Source organism: Pseudomonas sp. AOB-7, from assembly GCF_003696305.1.
Classification (GTDB): domain Bacteria; phylum Pseudomonadota; class Gammaproteobacteria; order Pseudomonadales; family Pseudomonadaceae; genus Aquipseudomonas.
This window is the reverse complement of sequence record NZ_RFFK01000002.1, coordinates 360,530-375,480: the sequence shown is the minus strand read 5'-3', so window position 1 is coordinate 375,480 and position 14,951 is coordinate 360,530. Positions and strand designations below refer to the sequence as shown.

Below are 14,951 nucleotides of genomic sequence, written 5' to 3'. Positions count from 1 at the left end.
AGAGTGGTCGTCGAAAACCGGATCTACTTTCGGCGTCCGCTAAAACCCCCAGCTCAGAGGCTGTACATGCGCCAGGATCATCTCGATGGTCTGGTCACCTTTGTGCAGGTGGCCGAACACCGCAGCTTCACGCACGCAGCCCAACGACTGGGCGTATCCACCTCGGCGGTAAGCCAGGTGGTGCGCAGCCTCGAGGGGAGGCTGGGGGTGGTGCTGCTCAAGCGGACGACCCGTAGCGTCAAGTTGACCGAGCCGGGTGAGCGCTTTCTGAAGCGGGTCAAACCCCTGGTGGTCGAGCTGGCTCATGCTGCCGACGAGATCGCCGATCAGGCTTGTGCACCCGCCGGGCAGTTGCGTCTGGTGGCATCCACGCCAGCCTATCTGACGGTGCTGCGCCCTCATCTGCGTTGCTTTCTGCAGCGCTATCCCGCCATCGACATCGATATTGTGCTGCGTGAGTCGCGAGTGGATCTGGTGGCCGAGGGATTCGACGCCGGCCTTGGCCAGGACTGGCAGGTCGAGCGCGACCTGGTAGCCGTTGCCCTGGGATCGGAGCAGCGCATGCTTGCCTTGGCTGCGCCGCACTATCTGGCAGACCGTGGGCTGCCAGGGCACCCGAATGAATTGAGCAGCCACGATTGCATCGGTTATCGCCATCCGGCTACCGGGGCCGTGGAACGCTGGGTGTTCGAAAATGGCCAAGAACGTGTGCAGGTCGGTATCAAGAGTCGTTTGGTCCACAGTGATCCGGTGGCGCTGTTGCAGTCCGCCGTTGACGGTTTGGGAATTGCCTATCTGCCTCACGGATACACCGATGCGCTTCAGGCGCAGGGAGGTTTGCGCGCAGTGCTGGACGGTTGGGGAAGGACGATCGCCCCCTACATGCTCTACTTCCCGGACCGGCGAAGCATCTCCAGTCGTCTGCGCCTGCTGATCGACCACCTGAGAGGCCAGAATCCTGGATGCCAAGGAAGGTTGTCGGAGCTGTCCGGGATCGATGCCAAAGCCTGAGTATTAAGTTTGCCTTCAAGGCTCTTGCACGAATGTGCGGTTTTCCAGGGGGTGATGGCTATCTAGTCTTTTCGGGGGTAACGAAAGGAGATGAGCATGCACAAGATCCCCACTCTTGCGGTCGCATGTGGCCTGTTGTCATTACCCTTGGCCCATGCCGATGTCACTCAATTGTTGCAGAGCAACGCCTGTACCGCCTGCCACCAACCCGCCGCTCGCGTCGTCGGCCCCTCCTGGCAGGAGGTGGCCCAGCGCTACGGGGATGGCAGCAAGAGTGCCGAGCAGCTTGCCGCCAGTATCAAGAGTGGTGGTTCGGGGTCCTGGGGGGCCGTGCCTATGCCTCCTCAAACCCAGCTCAGCGACGCCGATGCGAGCAGCATCGCCGAGTGGATTCTGACCACAGGTCACCAGTAACCGACACATGCTCCGCACACCGAGAATCGTCCCGCCAACGCTGGTTGTGCTGCCGGGACAAGGCGGGCGCTTACCGGATTGGCGAGGACACTTTCATGGCTCACACACTGAAGATCAATGGCAGAGAGCATCAGGTGGATGTCGATGACGACACCCCCTTGCTCTGGGTGCTACGCGATGTACTCGGAATGACCGGCACCAAGTTTGGCTGCGGCATGGCGCTGTGCGGTGCTTGTACGGTGCATATGAATGGCAATGCGGTGCGCTCCTGCATCATGCCGGTCAGTGCCATGGTCGGTGCCGAAATCACCACCATCGAAGCGGTCGGGGAAACACCGGCTGGCAAACGCATACAGGAAGCCTGGTTGGCTCATGAAGTGGTGCAGTGCGGCTACTGTCAGTCCGGGCAGATCATGTCCGCCAGTGCGTTGCTGGCGCGTAACGCCAGTCCAAGCGACAGCGATATCGACGCAGCCATGGCCGGTAACATTTGCCGCTGTAGCACCTACGTGCGGATACGCGAAGCCATCAAGTTAGCTGCCGAGCAGCCGGTCGCACAGGTGGAGGGTTGAGCATGAACAGCTTGCAGGATCTGTCGATGGCGGCTGCTCCGGACGAGCGTATCGGCCTGAGCCGACGTCATTTTCTCAAGGCCAACGCAGCGCTCGGTGGAGGGCTGCTGATCAGCTTCTCCCTACCGGTTTTGATGCGTGGTGCGCAGGCGGCCGAAGGGGCCAGTTTTGAACCCAATGCTTATGTGCGCATCGATCGCGATGGGCGTATCTATCTCACCATCCAGCCGGTGGAGATGGGCCAGGGGACCTACACCTCGATGCCGGCGCTGATTGCCGAGGAGTTGGAGGTGGGACTCGATCAGGTGACCATCGAGCACGCCCCGGCCGACGACACCCGCTACGCCAATCCGATGCTCGGTTTTCAGGTCACCGGCGGCTCTACCTCGGTACCGGCCAACTGGCTGCCACTGCGCGAGGCCGGAGCGGCAGCGCGCGTGCTACTGGTCGCTGCCGCTGCCCAGCAGTGGGGCGTGGCGACCGACAGTTGCAAAGCGGAGAAGGGGGAGGTGCTACACCCGTCCAGCGGACGCAAGCTCGGTTACGGCGAGTTGGTGGATGCCGCTGCCAAGTTGGCCTTGCCGGAGTCCATACCGCTGAAGGATCCCAAGGACTTCAAATTGATCGGTACACCGGCCAGGCGCACCGACTCGCCGAGCAAGGTCAACGGCACTGCAGTGTTTGGCATTGACGTACATCCGGAGGGCATGAAGGTTGCCGCAATCACCATCTGCCCGATAGTCGGCGGCACACTCGACGAGGTCGACGCGGCCCCGGCAATGGCGGTGCGTGGCGTGCGTGAGGTGATCCGTACGGATAATGCGGTCGCTGTTGTTGCCGATCACATGGGGGCTGCGCGGAAGGGCTTGGCGGCCTTGCAGATCAAGTGGAACCCCGGTGCTAACGGTCAGGTGTCGAGCGCGCAGATGCTGGAGGATATCCGCAAGGCTTCAGAGCAAAAAGGCGTCGAGGCTCGCAACGAGGGTAATGTCGAGGAGGCCTTGCAGAAGGCCGCGAAGAAAGTCGACGCGGTCTATCAGGTGCCGTTTCTCGCACATGCTTGCCTCGAGCCGGTGAACTGCACGGTACATGTGCGCAAGGACGCCTGCGATCTGTGGTTGGGTATTCAGGTTCCGACCCGCGCCAAGACGGCAGCCGCAGAGCTGACCGGTCTGCCCGAGGAGGCCGTGACGGTACACAATCATCTGATCGGCGGCGGTTTCGGGCGACGCTTGGAGGTCGACTTCGTGATCCATGCGGTGAAGATCGCCAAGCAGGTGGACTACCCCGTGAAGGTGATCTGGTCGCGCGAGGAAGACACGCGTCACAGCACCTTGCGTCCCTATCACTACAGCCACTTGAGTGCCGGACTGGACGAGAAGAATAGCCCTGTGGCCTGGACCCATAAGGTCACTGGCGGTTCGATCCTGGCGCGCTGGGCGCCGGCGGCTTTCGTCAATGGCCTCGATCGTGACGCCATCCGCGATGCCAGCGGGCCGTATGCCTTCCCCAACATCAATGTGCAGTATGTTCGCCATGAGCCACCGACGGGTATCACCCCGGCTTTCTGGCGCGGTGTAGGCCATACGCAGAACGCTTTTATGGTCGAGGGCTTCCTCGACGAGCTGGCTCACATCGCCCAGGCCGATCCCTTCGAGTACCGTTATCCCCTGCTGAAGGAGCACCCACGAGCGATCAAGGTGTTGCAGCAGTTGCGCGATGAGTCCAACTGGGACAGCCCATTGCCCCAGGGGCATGGCCGCGGTCTGGCACTGACTTACTGCTTCAGCACTTATGCAGCCCAGGTCGCCGAGGTCAGCGTAAGTCCCAATGGCGATGTGCGGGTGCTCAAGGTCACCTCCGTGGTCGACTGCGGCATTCCAATCAACCCTGACAGCGTGGTGGCGCAGATCCAGGGCGGCACCATCTTCGGCCTTACTGCCGCGCTATTTGGCAATATCACCTTCAAGGATGGCCGGGTGGAGCAGGGGAACTTCGATACCTATCGCATGCTGCGGATCAACGAGGTCCCCGAGATCATCACCCATGTGGTGGAGAGCAGAGAGTCGCCGGGCGGTCTGGGTGAGGTATCGACGGTGACCATCGCTCCGGCGGTGGTCAATGCCATCTTCGCCGCCACTGGCAAGCGCTTGCGCAGTCTGCCGATCGACCCGCAGGCACTGCGCACGGCCTGACCGCGCACGGCCGCGGGCACGCAGGCTCGCGGCGCCGCCCTGGTGCGGGGCTCAGCCGTGCAGCGCCGGCACGCTATCGTGGATCGGCGCCTCGCGTGCCATGAGCATGCCGCCGGCACGCCCGTTGAAGTGCGCGGTGATTTCCGCCAGCACCGACAGCGCCACGCTCTCCGGCGCGTCGCCGCCGATATCCAGGCCCATGGGGTAGTGCAAGCGCGCATAGGCGGGCAGGTGGCGGCTGATCGGCCCGATTTCGTCGAGCAGGCGCTCGGTACGACTGCGCGGCCCCAGCTGGCCGATATAGCTCGGCCGCAGGCGCAGCGCCCGTTCCAGCCAGTGGCGATCCTGACTGTAGCTATGCGACATGACCACCACCGCGGCGGACTCGAGCAGGGCGGCGAGGTCGTGATCCTGGTCGATGCCCAAGTGCAGCACCTGGTTGGCCTCGGGGAAGCGCTCGCGGCGCGCAAAGTGGCGGCGGGCGTCGATCACCGCGACCTGCCAGGCCTGTTGCCGAGCCAGGCTCACCAGCGGCTGGGCGTCGTGGCCAGCGCCGAAAACCACTAGCCGGCGCGGGGGCGTCAGGTACTCGAAGAGTACTTCGACTTCGCCACCTGCCAGACGATAACGCTGCAATGCCGGGCTTTGCCGCTGCCGGACCGACTGCAAGTCGGCTTCCAGCGCCCGGGTCAAAGCAGCCTGCCGCAGGGTTAGGTGCAACTTGCCGGTGGGGTCGAGCGCGGCGCGCTCGGCCAGGCGTACGCTGTCGTCGCTACTGGCGATCACCGTGGCCAGCACGGCGGGTGCGCCCGACGCTTGCACGTGGCGCAGCAGGGACAGCGGCAGTGGTGTTTGTCCTCCCCGCACTCGCTCCAGCAGGATATGCACGGTGCCGTTACAGCCCAGGCCGAAAGCGAGTTCCTCTTCCTCATCGGCCGCGTCGACCCCCACGCCGGTACTGTAGGTACGGAGCACCGGTTCGCCGAGCTCGGTCAGCCACCAGGCTTTCTTGATCAGATCGCCTTCCAGGCAGCCGCCGCTCACCGTGCCGACGGCGCCGCCGATTGGCGGGATAAGCATTCGCGCGCCAGGGCGTCGATAGGCCGATCCCTCTACCTTGACCACGGTCGCCAGCACTGCTTGCTGCTGTGTGGCGTCCAGTTCGTCCAGCGCTCGCAACAATTGCACCGTCTCTCTCATGACAGCCTTTCCCGCTCGCTTGCCTGTGGTGCCGATTATTCACCAGGGCTCGCGCGGTATTGCCTGGCGAGCCTGGATGGCTCTTGAAGCATGGCTTAACAGTGGCAGGTCGCCAGGGCCGTTTCGCTTCAGTTTTTCTCAATCAAGTGGGGTTTTTATATCGTTTGTCGCACCCCCGGCAGGCTGCCGAACATAGCCTCATGGCGCCGTGGTCGCGGCTCCTGCAACTGGAGGTCGAACAATGAGAACGTCCCTGTGGAGCACCGATGCTCCCGCGAGGCTGCTTGCTTCCTGCCACCGATCCACTGGCGAGATCGTCTTCCCGCCGGTTCCCGCCCATTCGCCGCTGGCCGATCAATACCAAGGCCTGCTGTTGGAGGACGAAGGCACCCTGTACAGCTTCTCCGTCATTCAGCCGAGCGCGAAAAGCGGCCTGCAGCCCTTCGCCCTGGGCTACCTGGACCTGGCCGGACCGGCGCGCCTGTTCGGTCGCATCAATGGCGCGCGGCGCCCGGCGATCGGCGACACCTGTCGCATCGTGCCCGATGACACCTACGGCTACGCATTCGAACTGGTGGAGGCTGCGCAATGACTCAGATGCACGTGATGGGCGGGGCCATGACCCGCTTCGGCAAGCATGTGGGCGTGAAGGCCCCGGAACTGGCCCAGCAGGCGATTCTCGCCGCCGTGGCCGATGCCGGCATCGCGCTCAAGGATATCCAGGCGATCTACTGCGCCAATGTGCTCGGCGGGATGATCCTCGGCCAGGTGATACTGCGCGACCTCGGTCTGGCCGGCATCCCGGTCTACAACGTCGAGAACGCCTGTGCCAGCGGCGCCACCGCCGTGCACCTGGCCAGGCATGCGCTGCTGGCCGAGCAGTACGACACCGTGCTGGTGTTCGGCATCGAGCAGCTCACCGCCCTGGGTGGCGGCACCATCCCGTTGCAGCGCAACGACGAGAAGACCGATCTCTACGCCGAAGCCGGCATGGTGCTGCCAGCCGTCTACGCCATGCGTGGCACGCGTTTCCTGCATGAACGCGGCGCCAAACCGGCCGATCTGGCTGCCGTGGCGGTGAAGAACCGCTTCCATGGTTCGCTCAACGCGTACGCCCAGCAGCGCACCGAGGTGACCCTGGAAGAAGTGCTGGCCTCGCGGATGATCGCCGACCCGCTGACCCTGCTGCAGTGCTGTCCCTCGCAGGTCGATGGCGCCGCCGCCCTGGTGCTGAGCAAGCGCCCCGGGCCGCATGCCAAGGACGTGCGCGTACTCGGCTCCATCGTGGTCTCCGGCCTGGCCGAAGGTCCGCGCGACGACATTCTCGACGCCGAGATCACTGCCCGTGCAGCGCGTCTGGCCTACGAGCAGGCCGGGGTCGAGCCCGATGACGTCGGCGTGGTCGAACTGCACGACGCCTTCACCATCGCCGAACTGCTTTATTACGAGGCCCTCGGCCTGGCTGCACCGGGCGAGGCGGTGGCCCTGCTGCACTCCGGCGCCACCCGCGTCGGTGGGCGGGTGCCGGTCAATCCCAGCGGCGGCCTGCTGGCCAAGGGGCACCCGCTGGGCGCCACCGGCGTGGCGCAGATGGTCGAGCTGATGTGGCAGCTGCAGGGTCGTGCCGGCGCACGCCAGGCCCATGCGCCGCGCATCGGCGTGGCCCAGTGCACCGGTGGCGGTATCGCCGGTGTCGATCACGCGGCCTCGTCCGTGCACGTGCTGGGGGTGTGAGATGAGCGAGAAGACCTTCCACAGTGGCCAGGTCGCCGCTGTCACCGGTGCCGCCCGCGGCATCGGCCTGGGCATCGCCAGCCGCCTGGCCGCGCAAGGCGTAACCGTCTACCTGCTGGACCGCGACGAGACGGCGCTGGCGTCTGCCGTCGCCCGCCTGCGTGACCTGAGCATGGAGGTGCATGGCCTGGCCCTCGACCTCACCGACGGCGAGGCGGTGGCGAAGGCCTTCGCGCAGATCGGCGAACGCCAGGGTGCGCTGGATTTCCTGGTCAACAACGCCGGTGTGGTGCGCGACAAGCGCTTTCTGAAGATGACCGAGGAAGACTGGGACCTGGTGGTCGACAGCAACCTGCGCGCACAGTTTCTCTGCTGCAAGGCGGCGCTGCCGCTGATGCTGGAGCGCGGCTTCGGGCGCATCGTCAACCTGTCCTCGCGCGCCTGGCTGGGGGGCTTCGGCCAGGCCAACTATTCCGCCGCCAAGGGCGGGGTGGTCAGCCTGACCCGCAGTTTGGCCATCGAGTTCGCCGCCAAGGGCATCACGGTCAACGCCGTCGCACCGGGCATCGTGGACACGCCGTTGTTCCAGAACTTCGAGCCTGAAGTACGGGCGCGGTTGAAGGACACGGTACCGGTCAAGCGCATCGGCAACCCGGACGATATCGCCAACGCGGTGGAGTTCTTCCTCGCGCCGGCCAGTTCCTACGTCACCGGACAAACCCTCTACGTCTGCGGCGGGCGCAGCCTGTCGTCGGCCAGCGTGTGAGGAGGTCGCCATGTCCGTCCAACTGGAAATCCACGGCGCGGTTGCCCGCATCGTGCTCCATCGCCCCGAGGTGCTCAACGCACTGAACCTCGAAGCGCTGCACGAGTTGCGCGCGCACCTGGCCGAGGTGCGCGATCGCCGCGAGATTCGCACGGCGATCATCACCGGGGCCGGCGAAAAGGCGTTCTGCGTCGGCGCGGACCTCAAGAGTACGCGCCAGTCGCCGGCCTCCTACGCCGAGGCGTTGTTTCTCGCCAACCAGCCGGCGGCCGACGCCGGCCTGTACATCCGCCTGATGGATCTCACCGACCTCGATCTGCGCAAGCCGCTGATCGCGGCGGTAAACGGCCATTGCCTGGGCGGCGGGCTGGAACTGGCGCTGCAGTGCAGCCTGCGCATCGCCTCGGACAATGCCAACTTCGGCCTGCCGGAGGCGCTGGTCGGCTCGATTCCCGCGCTGTCCGGCCTGCACCGGCTACTCAAGGCGGTGCCCGCGGCGCATGCCATGCAGATGGCGCTCACCGGCCAGCGTATCGACGCGCGGCAGGCAGCGGTCATCGGCCTGGTTTCCGAGATCACGGACAGCCAGCTGGGCCTGCAAGAGCGCGCCTTTGCCCTGGCCGAGCGCATCGCCGCCGCCGCACCGCTGGCCGTGCAGGCGCTGCAGTCGCTCTCGGTGGAAACCGCACACCTGTCGGCTCGCGACGCCCAGCGTCTGACCGAGCTGTACTGGGGCGCCTTGCGCGACAGCGAGGATCGCCTGGAAGGGCGTGCCGCCTTCGCCGAAAAACGTACGCCGAACTATCGAGGGCGCTAGCCCCGGGAGGCCGCCATGCAATTGCACAATCCCTTTCTGCAGAGCCAGGGCGTCGAGCTGATTCACTGGGCGCCCGGCGAAGCCGAGTTTCACATGCCCATCGAGGCGCGCCACCTCAATCGCCAGGGCATGCTGCACGGCGGGCTGATCGCCACCCTGCTGGATGCGGCCTGCGGCTACGCCGGACTGCACACGGGGGAGGGCGAGGAGGAGCTGCACGGCGTGACCGTGATGCTGAACATCGCCTACCTCAACGCCGCACGCAGCGGCACGGTGATCGCCAGGGGGCGGGTCAATCGTCAGGGCCGCAGCCTGTACTTCGCCGAGGCCACGCTGAGTTCGGCGGACGGCGAGTTGCTGGCCACCGCCCAGGGCAGCTTCAAACGGGGAGGGCGCCGCCATGTTGCGTGATGCCCTGCAGGGCCTGACGGTGCTGGACTTCACCCAGATCGCCGCCGGCCCCACCTGCACCATGCTGCTGGCCGACATGGGCGCCCGGGTGATCAAGATCGAGCCGCCGGAAGGCGAGCTGGGACGCACCCTCGGCCCAGCCTGGGTCGGCGACGACAGTGCGCTGTACCACGGTTTCAACCGCGGCAAGCTGGGCGTTTGCCTGGACCTCAAGCACCCGGACAGCCAGGCCATAGTGCGGCGTATGCTGGCCGAGGCCGACGTGCTGATCGAAAGCATGCGCCCCGGGGTGATGGGGCGTCTTGGCCTGGGCTACCAGGCCTTGGCCGAGATCAACCCGGCGCTGGTCTACTGCTCCATCTCCGCCTATGGCCAGCAGGGGCCCTATGCCGACCGCGCCGGGGTCGACGGCATCCTCCAGGCCGACTCCGGGTTGATGAGCCTGATCGGCCTGCCCGGCTCGCCACCGTGCAAGGTACAGGCACCCGTGGTGGACGTGGTGACCGGTTATATGGCCTGCATGTCCATCCTGGCCAAGCTGCATGCGCGTCAGCGCGACGGGCAAGGGGGCCACCTGGATGTCAGCCTGATGAATTCGGCGTTGGCCCTGCAGCAGTCCTCGATCACCAGCTACCTGCGCGACGGGCAGCGACCGACACCGATCGGCAGTGCCGCGCCCTATGCAGCGCCCAACGAGGCGTTCCAGACCGCCGATGGCTGGATCATGGTGGCCGCCTACAACGGCAACCGCTGGCAGCGATTGTGCGGAGTTCTCGGTCATGCCGAATGGGTGGAGGACCCTCGTTTCGCCAGCTCGGCGCAGCGGGTCAAGCATCGCCGCGAGATGCAGATGGCGCTCAATGCGGCGTTCGTCACCCAGCCAACCGCGCATTGGCTGCAGGTGCTGCGTGACGCCGACATCCTCTGCGCCAAGGTGGCCAGTTACGACGACTTGCTGGAGCATCCCCAGCTCGCCGAGAACGGTCTGCTGACCTGTGTCATGCATCCACGGCACGGTAGCCTGCGCACCCTGGGGTTCCCGGTGAACAGCGCCGAAGCGGCGACTACGCCGTACCGGCCGGCGCCCGATCTCGGTGAGCATTCACGCGGCGTGCTGCGCAGCTATGCCTTTAGCGAGGACGAGATAGAGGCGTTGACCAATAGCGGCGCGGTGCGCGACAGGCAGATCGCTGCGAGTTCCTGAGCAGGGAGCAGGGTAGTAGGCCGCCCCGGTTTCCCGAGGCGGCCTCTTGCTGGTCAGGCCTCAGGCCGCGTTGCGCGTCTGGCGCGCCTGTTCCAGCAGCCACAGGCGGAAGGTAGCCATATCTTCGCTTTCCGGTCGGTGCTTGGGCGTCAGCAGGTAGTAGGTGTATGCGCCCATATCGACGCTCTGCTCGAAGGGCCGCACCAGGGTGCCCTCGCGCAACTCCTTCTCCACCAGAAACAGTTGCGCCATGGCGATGCCTTGGCCGCCGACGGCGGCGGCATAGGCCATCGACGAGCTCTGGTAGCTCATGCCGGCACGTGCATCGACCTGGCCGATCACGCCGGTCGCTTCCAGCCAGTGCGCCCAGTCGTCCGGGCGGGCCAGCGAATGCAGCATGCTGTATTCGGCCACGTCCGCCGGGCCGTGCAGGCCGGGCCCGGTATCGAGCAGGGTAGGGCTGCACACCGGCGCCAGCACGTTGTCGCTGAGCACGTAGCAGTTGCAGTTGGGCCAGTCGCCGGCGCCCAGGCGGATGGCGGCGTCGAGATCGTCCTTGTGGAAATCGACCGGATCGAGCGAGGCCGTCAACAGCACCTCGATCTTCGGGTGCTCCTGGTGGAAGCTGGCCAGGCGTGGGATCAGCCACTGCATGGCAAAGGTGGTGTAGGCGCGTACCTTGATCTGCCGGCGCTTGGGCGGGCGCTTGAGTTTGCGCGTAGCGCTGCGCAGCTCCTCGATGATGCGCGCCACGGCGTTGAAATACTGCTCGCCGGCGGGGGTGAGGCTGATCTGCCGGTGGCCACGGACGAACAGTGGCTGCTCCATGAACTCTTCCAGGCTGCGGATCTGTCGCGATACGGCGCCCGGGGTGACGTTCAACTCGTCGGCGGCGAGGGTGATGCTCAGGTGGCGGGCGACGGCTTCGAAGGCCCTGATGGCATTGAGAGGGGGCAGTCTGTCCTTCATTGAAATCTTCTTGTCGGTCGGCGGACGGCGCGAATCTTACTCTATATCTGATTGACAAAAACTCAAGCAAGAGGGGCTGTTTTATCGTTTGCCGCTTATGGCACGGCGTTCCTGGCATCCGCTCCCGGACGCCATCACAACCACAAGAGAGTGCCGCCCCATGACTCATATCCACCTGATCGCCTGGCGCGATCTTCGCCGCATTTCACGCCATCCCCTGTGCCTGTGTTCCAGGACGCCGGGATGCCTGCCCACTGGTCGGGCAGGCACGGAGCTTGCTGCTTTACTGCTTAGTTAGGCTGCACTCCAAGAGGCCCCCTGGATGAACCGCAACGATCTGCGCCGCGTCGACCTGAACCTGCTGGTGATCTTCGAAACCCTGATGTTCGAGAAGAACCTGACCCGTGCAGCGGAGAAACTGTTTCTCGGCCAGCCGGCCGTCAGTGCGGCCCTGGCGCGGCTGCGCGACCTGTTCGACGACCCGTTGCTGGTGCGCAATGGCCGCACCTTCGAACCCACGGCACGAGCCTTGGCGATCCTCAGGGAGCTGCAGCCGGCGATGGACACCATTTCCTGCGCCGTCAGTCGTGCCCGAGAGTTCAACCCGGCGAACAACCGCGACACCTTTCGCATCGGCCTGTCGGACGACGCCGAGTTCGGCCTGTTTCCGGCATTGCTCAACCAGATCCGCGAGGAAGCGCCGGAAGTGGTGATAGTGGTGCGGCGAGTCAATTTCCTGCTGATGTCGCCGATGCTGGCCTCGGGTGAAATTTCCGTCGGCGTCAGCTACACCACCGACCTACCGGCCAACGCCAAGCGTCGCAAGCTGCGCGAACTCAAGGTCAAGGTCCTGCGCGGCGATGATCGCCCCGGGCCGCTGACCCTGGACGAATACTGCTCGCGCCCGCATGCGCTGGTATCGTTTTCCGGCGATCTGAGCGGCAATCTGGATAACGACCTGGCCAAGCTGGGCCGCACGCGTCGGGTGGTGCTGGCGGTGCCGCAGTTCAGCGGATTGCGCTCGATCCTCGCTGGTACCGAGTTGCTCGCCTCGGTGCCGGATTATGCGGCGGCGGCGCTGATCGAAGGCACCAGCCTGCGCGCCGACGATCCGCCGTTCCCGATCGTCACCTCCGATCTCGCCATGGTCTGGAGCGGGGTGACCGACAACGACCCCGCAGAGCGCTGGTTGCGAAGCAAGATCGTCGAGCACATGGCCGCGCCCGACCTCTAGCAGTTGCCGGCCGGGCGTGCCTGGCCCTCCGTCAGGTACACGCACAGATCGGTCAGCGGTGGCATGGCGGGAATCTCGAAGTACATCTGCACCAGCCAGCCGCGGTGGTAGGTGGCGTGATTCACTACATGCAGCAGCATGGCGCCGGCCGTCATGCTGCCTCGATTGCCTGAGACAAAGGCGAAATCGATGACCTCGTCCAACGAGCTTTCGCTCAACTGCGCGCTCCAATCGACGTACCAGTCGTCGACCTCTCGCTGCGCCTGGCACAGCTCGGCAAGGGCTGGGTAGGGCATGGCCTGGCGTGAAGTGAAGCCGTGATCGCGATGCTGCAGGTGGGCCTGCCAGATGCGGTCGACCACGTACATATGGTTGAGCACGCCGATCATGCTCTTGATAGGGCCGGCGCGCTCCCGGGAAAGCTCCTCCGCGGGCAGTTCGCCCAGGCTGTCGAAAAAGAGTTGGTCGGCCCAGCGCTTGTATTGGCTGAGCATGCTGGCTGTGGCGACGTTGATCATTGGTTGCCCTCCCAGGGGCGCAACGGTAGGTGTCCTTCGGTTGGGAGCTCCAGGCAGGTTTGGCAAGTGACTACTGGGTATAGACCAAATGCCGCTCAAGATCGACGCCTGCTCCCCCCGGGAACGCAAACGCCCCGCGCGGAGGAGTCCGTCGCGGGGCGTTAGGGGCCTAGCTCCGCCTAGAGGCGGATGATCACCGACTTCAGCTGGGTGTAGTGGGAGAGGGCGTCGATGCCCTGTTCGCGGCCGTAGCCGCTCTGCTTGAAGCCGCCGCAGGGCGTCTGCACGAAGCCGCCGCTGTACTCGTTGACCACGATGCGCCCGGCCTCCAGGCCGGCGGCGACGCGGTGTACGCGGCCGATGTCGCGGCTCCAGATGCCCGCGCCCAGGCCGAACTCGCTGTCGTTGGCGATGCGCAGGGCATCGGCTTCGTCCTTGAACGGGATCACGCAGAGAATGGGGCCGAAGATCTCCTCCTTGGCCAGGGTCATGTGGTTGTGCACCCCGGCGTAGACGGTGGGTTCGATGTACCAGCCGCCGCCAAGATGCTCGCCACTGGCCACCTTGCCGCCGATGACGGGTTTCAGGCCTTCACGCTCGGCGACCTCGAAGTAGCTCTGCACCTTTTCGAACTGGGCGCGGGTGGTGATGGGGCCGGAGGTGGCATCGAACTGCGGGCCGACCCGCAGCGCGGCGACCTCGGCGACGAGCTTGTCGAGAAAACGTTCGTGGATATTCTCCTGCACCAGCAGGCGCGTACCGGCGCAGCACCATTGCCCACTGTTCCAGGTAAAGGCGCGGGTGGCCCCCTTGGCGGCAGCGTCCAGATCTGCGTCGTCGAACACTATGTTGGCCGATTTACCGCCCAGTTCCAGGGTCAGCGGCAGGATGCGCTCGGCGGCGATACGGCCCAGTTCCTGGCCGGCGCTGATGCCTCCGGTGAAGGAGATCTTGCGCATCAGCGGGTGACGGGCCATCTGCGGACCGAGCACGCTGCCCTTGCCGACGATCACATTGAACACGCCGGCAGGCAGGCCGGCTTCCTCGACGGCGATACGGGCCAGTTCCACCAGCGAGGCAGAGGTGTGCTCGGAAGGTTTGGCCACCACCGTGTTGCCGGTCGCCAGGGCCGGTGCGATGGCTCGTGCCGCCTGATGCAGCGGGGCGTTCCAGGGCAGGATGACGCCAATCACGCCGAAGGGGTCGCGGCGGGTGTAGACATGATAATTCGGCCCCTGGTTGATCACCTCGCCATCCATCACGTTGACCAGGCCGGCATAGAACTCGAAATACTGCGCGGTGAGATCCATCAGGGCAGCCATCTCGCCGCCGGGTTTGCCGGTTTCGGCACTTTCCAGAGCACCGAGGCGGCCTTCACTGCGGCGGACGATGCGGGCCAGTTCCAGCAGCACGCGGCCGCGCTCGGAGGGGCGCATGTCGCGCCAGGCAGGCAGTGCCTGATGGGCGTTGTCGATGGCGAAGTCCACGTCCTGCGGGCCACTGTTGGCCACTTCGCCCATCTTCTCGGCGGTGCGCGGGTCGAGCTTGTCGACGTAGAGTCCGCTGCCCGGCTGCACCGAGCGGCCACCGATGTAACTGTCCACTTTCAACATCTTCGAGTCTCCTCGTTCATTTCCGGGCCCCTTGATCGGGTGGGCCTCTTGTTGATCGATGCACTGCGCATGCTCGGCAGGTTGGTGGCTGCAGCAGGCCCGTTCAACGGAGATTTCGGCTGTCGTCAGTTGAGAAAATATCGCTCGGAAAGGCGCGGCGATGCCCGGGCCCGCCTCCCGCGTCATTCGCGCTGCGGGGGCGATTGGGTTGACTTGCAGTCAACCGAAAGACGCGGAAATCTCGCTTCACCGGCCCCAGCCCTGGTGCCATCGTTCGTGGCAACGACAACAAA

Annotated in this window: 15 protein-coding genes; 11 read left to right on the top strand and 4 right to left on the bottom strand. The window is 65.2% G+C overall.

Features of this window, described 5'->3' with window-relative positions; translation table 11 throughout:
- Window positions 1-66 precede the first annotated feature (66 nt).
- From EA796_RS06105 to EA796_RS06090, 4 genes are all read left to right on the top strand, one after another.
- On the top strand, window positions 67-1,011 hold the full coding sequence (locus tag EA796_RS06105) for a LysR family transcriptional regulator (protein WP_122107940.1): 945 nt from the start codon (window positions 67-69) through the stop codon (window positions 1,009-1,011).
- A gap of 96 nt (window positions 1,012-1,107) precedes the next feature.
- A complete protein-coding gene (locus tag EA796_RS06100) occupies window positions 1,108-1,425 on the top strand; it encodes a c-type cytochrome (RefSeq protein ID WP_122107939.1) in 318 nt (105 codons plus the stop codon).
- A gap of 95 nt (window positions 1,426-1,520) precedes the next feature.
- Complete coding sequence (locus EA796_RS06095; RefSeq protein ID WP_021446217.1) at window positions 1,521-1,997, top strand: (2Fe-2S)-binding protein; 477 nt, start codon at window positions 1,521-1,523, stop codon at window positions 1,995-1,997.
- Window positions 1,998-1,999: 2 nt separating this feature from the next.
- On the top strand, window positions 2,000-4,192 hold the full coding sequence (locus tag EA796_RS06090; RefSeq protein WP_122107938.1) for a molybdopterin cofactor-binding domain-containing protein: 2,193 nt from the start codon (window positions 2,000-2,002) through the stop codon (window positions 4,190-4,192).
- Between the two features lie 51 nt (window positions 4,193-4,243).
- On the opposite strand, the gene EA796_RS06085 is transcribed toward EA796_RS06090, so the two are convergent.
- A complete protein-coding gene (locus EA796_RS06085) occupies window positions 4,244-5,392 on the bottom strand; it encodes an XdhC family protein (protein ID WP_122107937.1) in 1,149 nt (382 codons plus the stop codon).
- 241 nt (window positions 5,393-5,633) lie between these two features.
- Here EA796_RS06085 and EA796_RS06080 point away from each other — a divergent pair, with 241 nt between their 5' ends.
- The 6 genes from EA796_RS06080 to EA796_RS06055 are packed head-to-tail and all read left to right on the top strand — an operon-like array spanning window position 5,634 to window position 10,324.
- A complete protein-coding gene (locus EA796_RS06080; RefSeq protein WP_122107936.1) occupies window positions 5,634-5,984 on the top strand; it encodes a Zn-ribbon domain-containing OB-fold protein in 351 nt (116 codons plus the stop codon).
- Window positions 5,981-7,126, top strand: coding sequence for a thiolase family protein (locus tag EA796_RS06075; RefSeq protein ID WP_122107935.1), 1,146 nt, complete (start codon window positions 5,981-5,983; stop codon window positions 7,124-7,126). Before EA796_RS06080 ends, EA796_RS06075 begins: the two co-directional genes overlap by 4 nt.
- Window position 7,127: 1 nt before the next feature.
- Complete coding sequence (locus EA796_RS06070; protein ID WP_122107934.1) at window positions 7,128-7,892, top strand: SDR family NAD(P)-dependent oxidoreductase; 765 nt, start codon at window positions 7,128-7,130, stop codon at window positions 7,890-7,892.
- Between the two features lie 10 nt (window positions 7,893-7,902).
- Entirely contained in the window at window positions 7,903-8,709 is an 807-nt protein-coding gene (locus tag EA796_RS06065; protein WP_122107933.1) for an enoyl-CoA hydratase/isomerase family protein, read from the top strand.
- A 15-nt stretch (window positions 8,710-8,724) separates the two neighbouring features.
- The gene (locus EA796_RS06060) at window positions 8,725-9,120 is read left to right on the top strand and encodes a PaaI family thioesterase (RefSeq protein ID WP_122107932.1); all 396 of its coding nucleotides are present in this window, start codon (window positions 8,725-8,727) and stop codon (window positions 9,118-9,120) included.
- Window positions 9,110-10,324 (top strand): CaiB/BaiF CoA-transferase family protein, encoded by a 1,215-nt coding sequence (locus EA796_RS06055; RefSeq protein ID WP_122107931.1) that lies wholly within the window; start codon window positions 9,110-9,112, stop codon window positions 10,322-10,324. Before EA796_RS06060 ends, EA796_RS06055 begins: the two co-directional genes overlap by 11 nt.
- Before the next feature lie 60 nt (window positions 10,325-10,384).
- On the opposite strand, the gene gcvA is transcribed toward EA796_RS06055, so the two are convergent.
- Window positions 10,385-11,293: a transcriptional regulator GcvA gene (gcvA, locus tag EA796_RS06050; RefSeq protein ID WP_122107930.1), complete on the bottom strand. Its 909-nt coding sequence runs from the start codon at window positions 11,291-11,293 to the stop codon at window positions 10,385-10,387.
- A gap of 322 nt (window positions 11,294-11,615) precedes the next feature.
- On the opposite strand from gcvA, the gene EA796_RS06045 reads away from it, so the two are divergent.
- Window positions 11,616-12,527 (top strand): LysR family transcriptional regulator, encoded by a 912-nt coding sequence (locus EA796_RS06045; RefSeq protein WP_122107929.1) that lies wholly within the window; start codon window positions 11,616-11,618, stop codon window positions 12,525-12,527.
- On the opposite strand, the gene EA796_RS06040 is transcribed toward EA796_RS06045, so the two are convergent.
- Window positions 12,524-13,045 (bottom strand): DinB family protein, encoded by a 522-nt coding sequence (locus EA796_RS06040; RefSeq protein ID WP_122107928.1) that lies wholly within the window; start codon window positions 13,043-13,045, stop codon window positions 12,524-12,526. The two genes, EA796_RS06045 and EA796_RS06040, sit on opposite strands and share 4 nt — an antisense overlap.
- Before the next feature lie 179 nt (window positions 13,046-13,224).
- Window positions 13,225-14,658, bottom strand: a complete 1,434-nt coding sequence (locus tag EA796_RS06035) for an aldehyde dehydrogenase (RefSeq protein ID WP_122107927.1) — start codon at window positions 14,656-14,658, stop codon at window positions 13,225-13,227.
- Between the last annotated feature and the right edge of the window lie 293 nt (window positions 14,659-14,951).

Coding starts and splice junctions, on each gene's coding strand:
- EA796_RS06105 (WP_122107940.1), top strand. CDS start 67: ATGCGCCAGGATCATCTCGATGGTCTGGTCACCTTTGTGCAGGTGGCC.
- EA796_RS06100 (WP_122107939.1), top strand. CDS start 1,108: ATGCACAAGATCCCCACTCTTGCGGTCGCATGTGGCCTGTTGTCATTA.
- EA796_RS06095 (WP_021446217.1), top strand. CDS start 1,521: ATGGCTCACACACTGAAGATCAATGGCAGAGAGCATCAGGTGGATGTC.
- EA796_RS06090 (WP_122107938.1), top strand. CDS start 2,000: ATGAACAGCTTGCAGGATCTGTCGATGGCGGCTGCTCCGGACGAGCGT.
- EA796_RS06085 (WP_122107937.1), bottom strand. CDS start 5,392: ATGAGAGAGACGGTGCAATTGTTGCGAGCGCTGGACGAACTGGACGCC.
- EA796_RS06080 (WP_122107936.1), top strand. CDS start 5,634: ATGAGAACGTCCCTGTGGAGCACCGATGCTCCCGCGAGGCTGCTTGCT.
- EA796_RS06075 (WP_122107935.1), top strand. CDS start 5,981: ATGACTCAGATGCACGTGATGGGCGGGGCCATGACCCGCTTCGGCAAG.
- EA796_RS06070 (WP_122107934.1), top strand. CDS start 7,128: ATGAGCGAGAAGACCTTCCACAGTGGCCAGGTCGCCGCTGTCACCGGT.
- EA796_RS06065 (WP_122107933.1), top strand. CDS start 7,903: ATGTCCGTCCAACTGGAAATCCACGGCGCGGTTGCCCGCATCGTGCTC.
- EA796_RS06060 (WP_122107932.1), top strand. CDS start 8,725: ATGCAATTGCACAATCCCTTTCTGCAGAGCCAGGGCGTCGAGCTGATT.
- EA796_RS06055 (WP_122107931.1), top strand. CDS start 9,110: ATGTTGCGTGATGCCCTGCAGGGCCTGACGGTGCTGGACTTCACCCAG.
- gcvA (WP_122107930.1), bottom strand. CDS start 11,293: ATGAAGGACAGACTGCCCCCTCTCAATGCCATCAGGGCCTTCGAAGCC.
- EA796_RS06045 (WP_122107929.1), top strand. CDS start 11,616: ATGAACCGCAACGATCTGCGCCGCGTCGACCTGAACCTGCTGGTGATC.
- EA796_RS06040 (WP_122107928.1), bottom strand. CDS start 13,045: ATGATCAACGTCGCCACAGCCAGCATGCTCAGCCAATACAAGCGCTGG.
- EA796_RS06035 (WP_122107927.1), bottom strand. CDS start 14,658: ATGTTGAAAGTGGACAGTTACATCGGTGGCCGCTCGGTGCAGCCGGGC.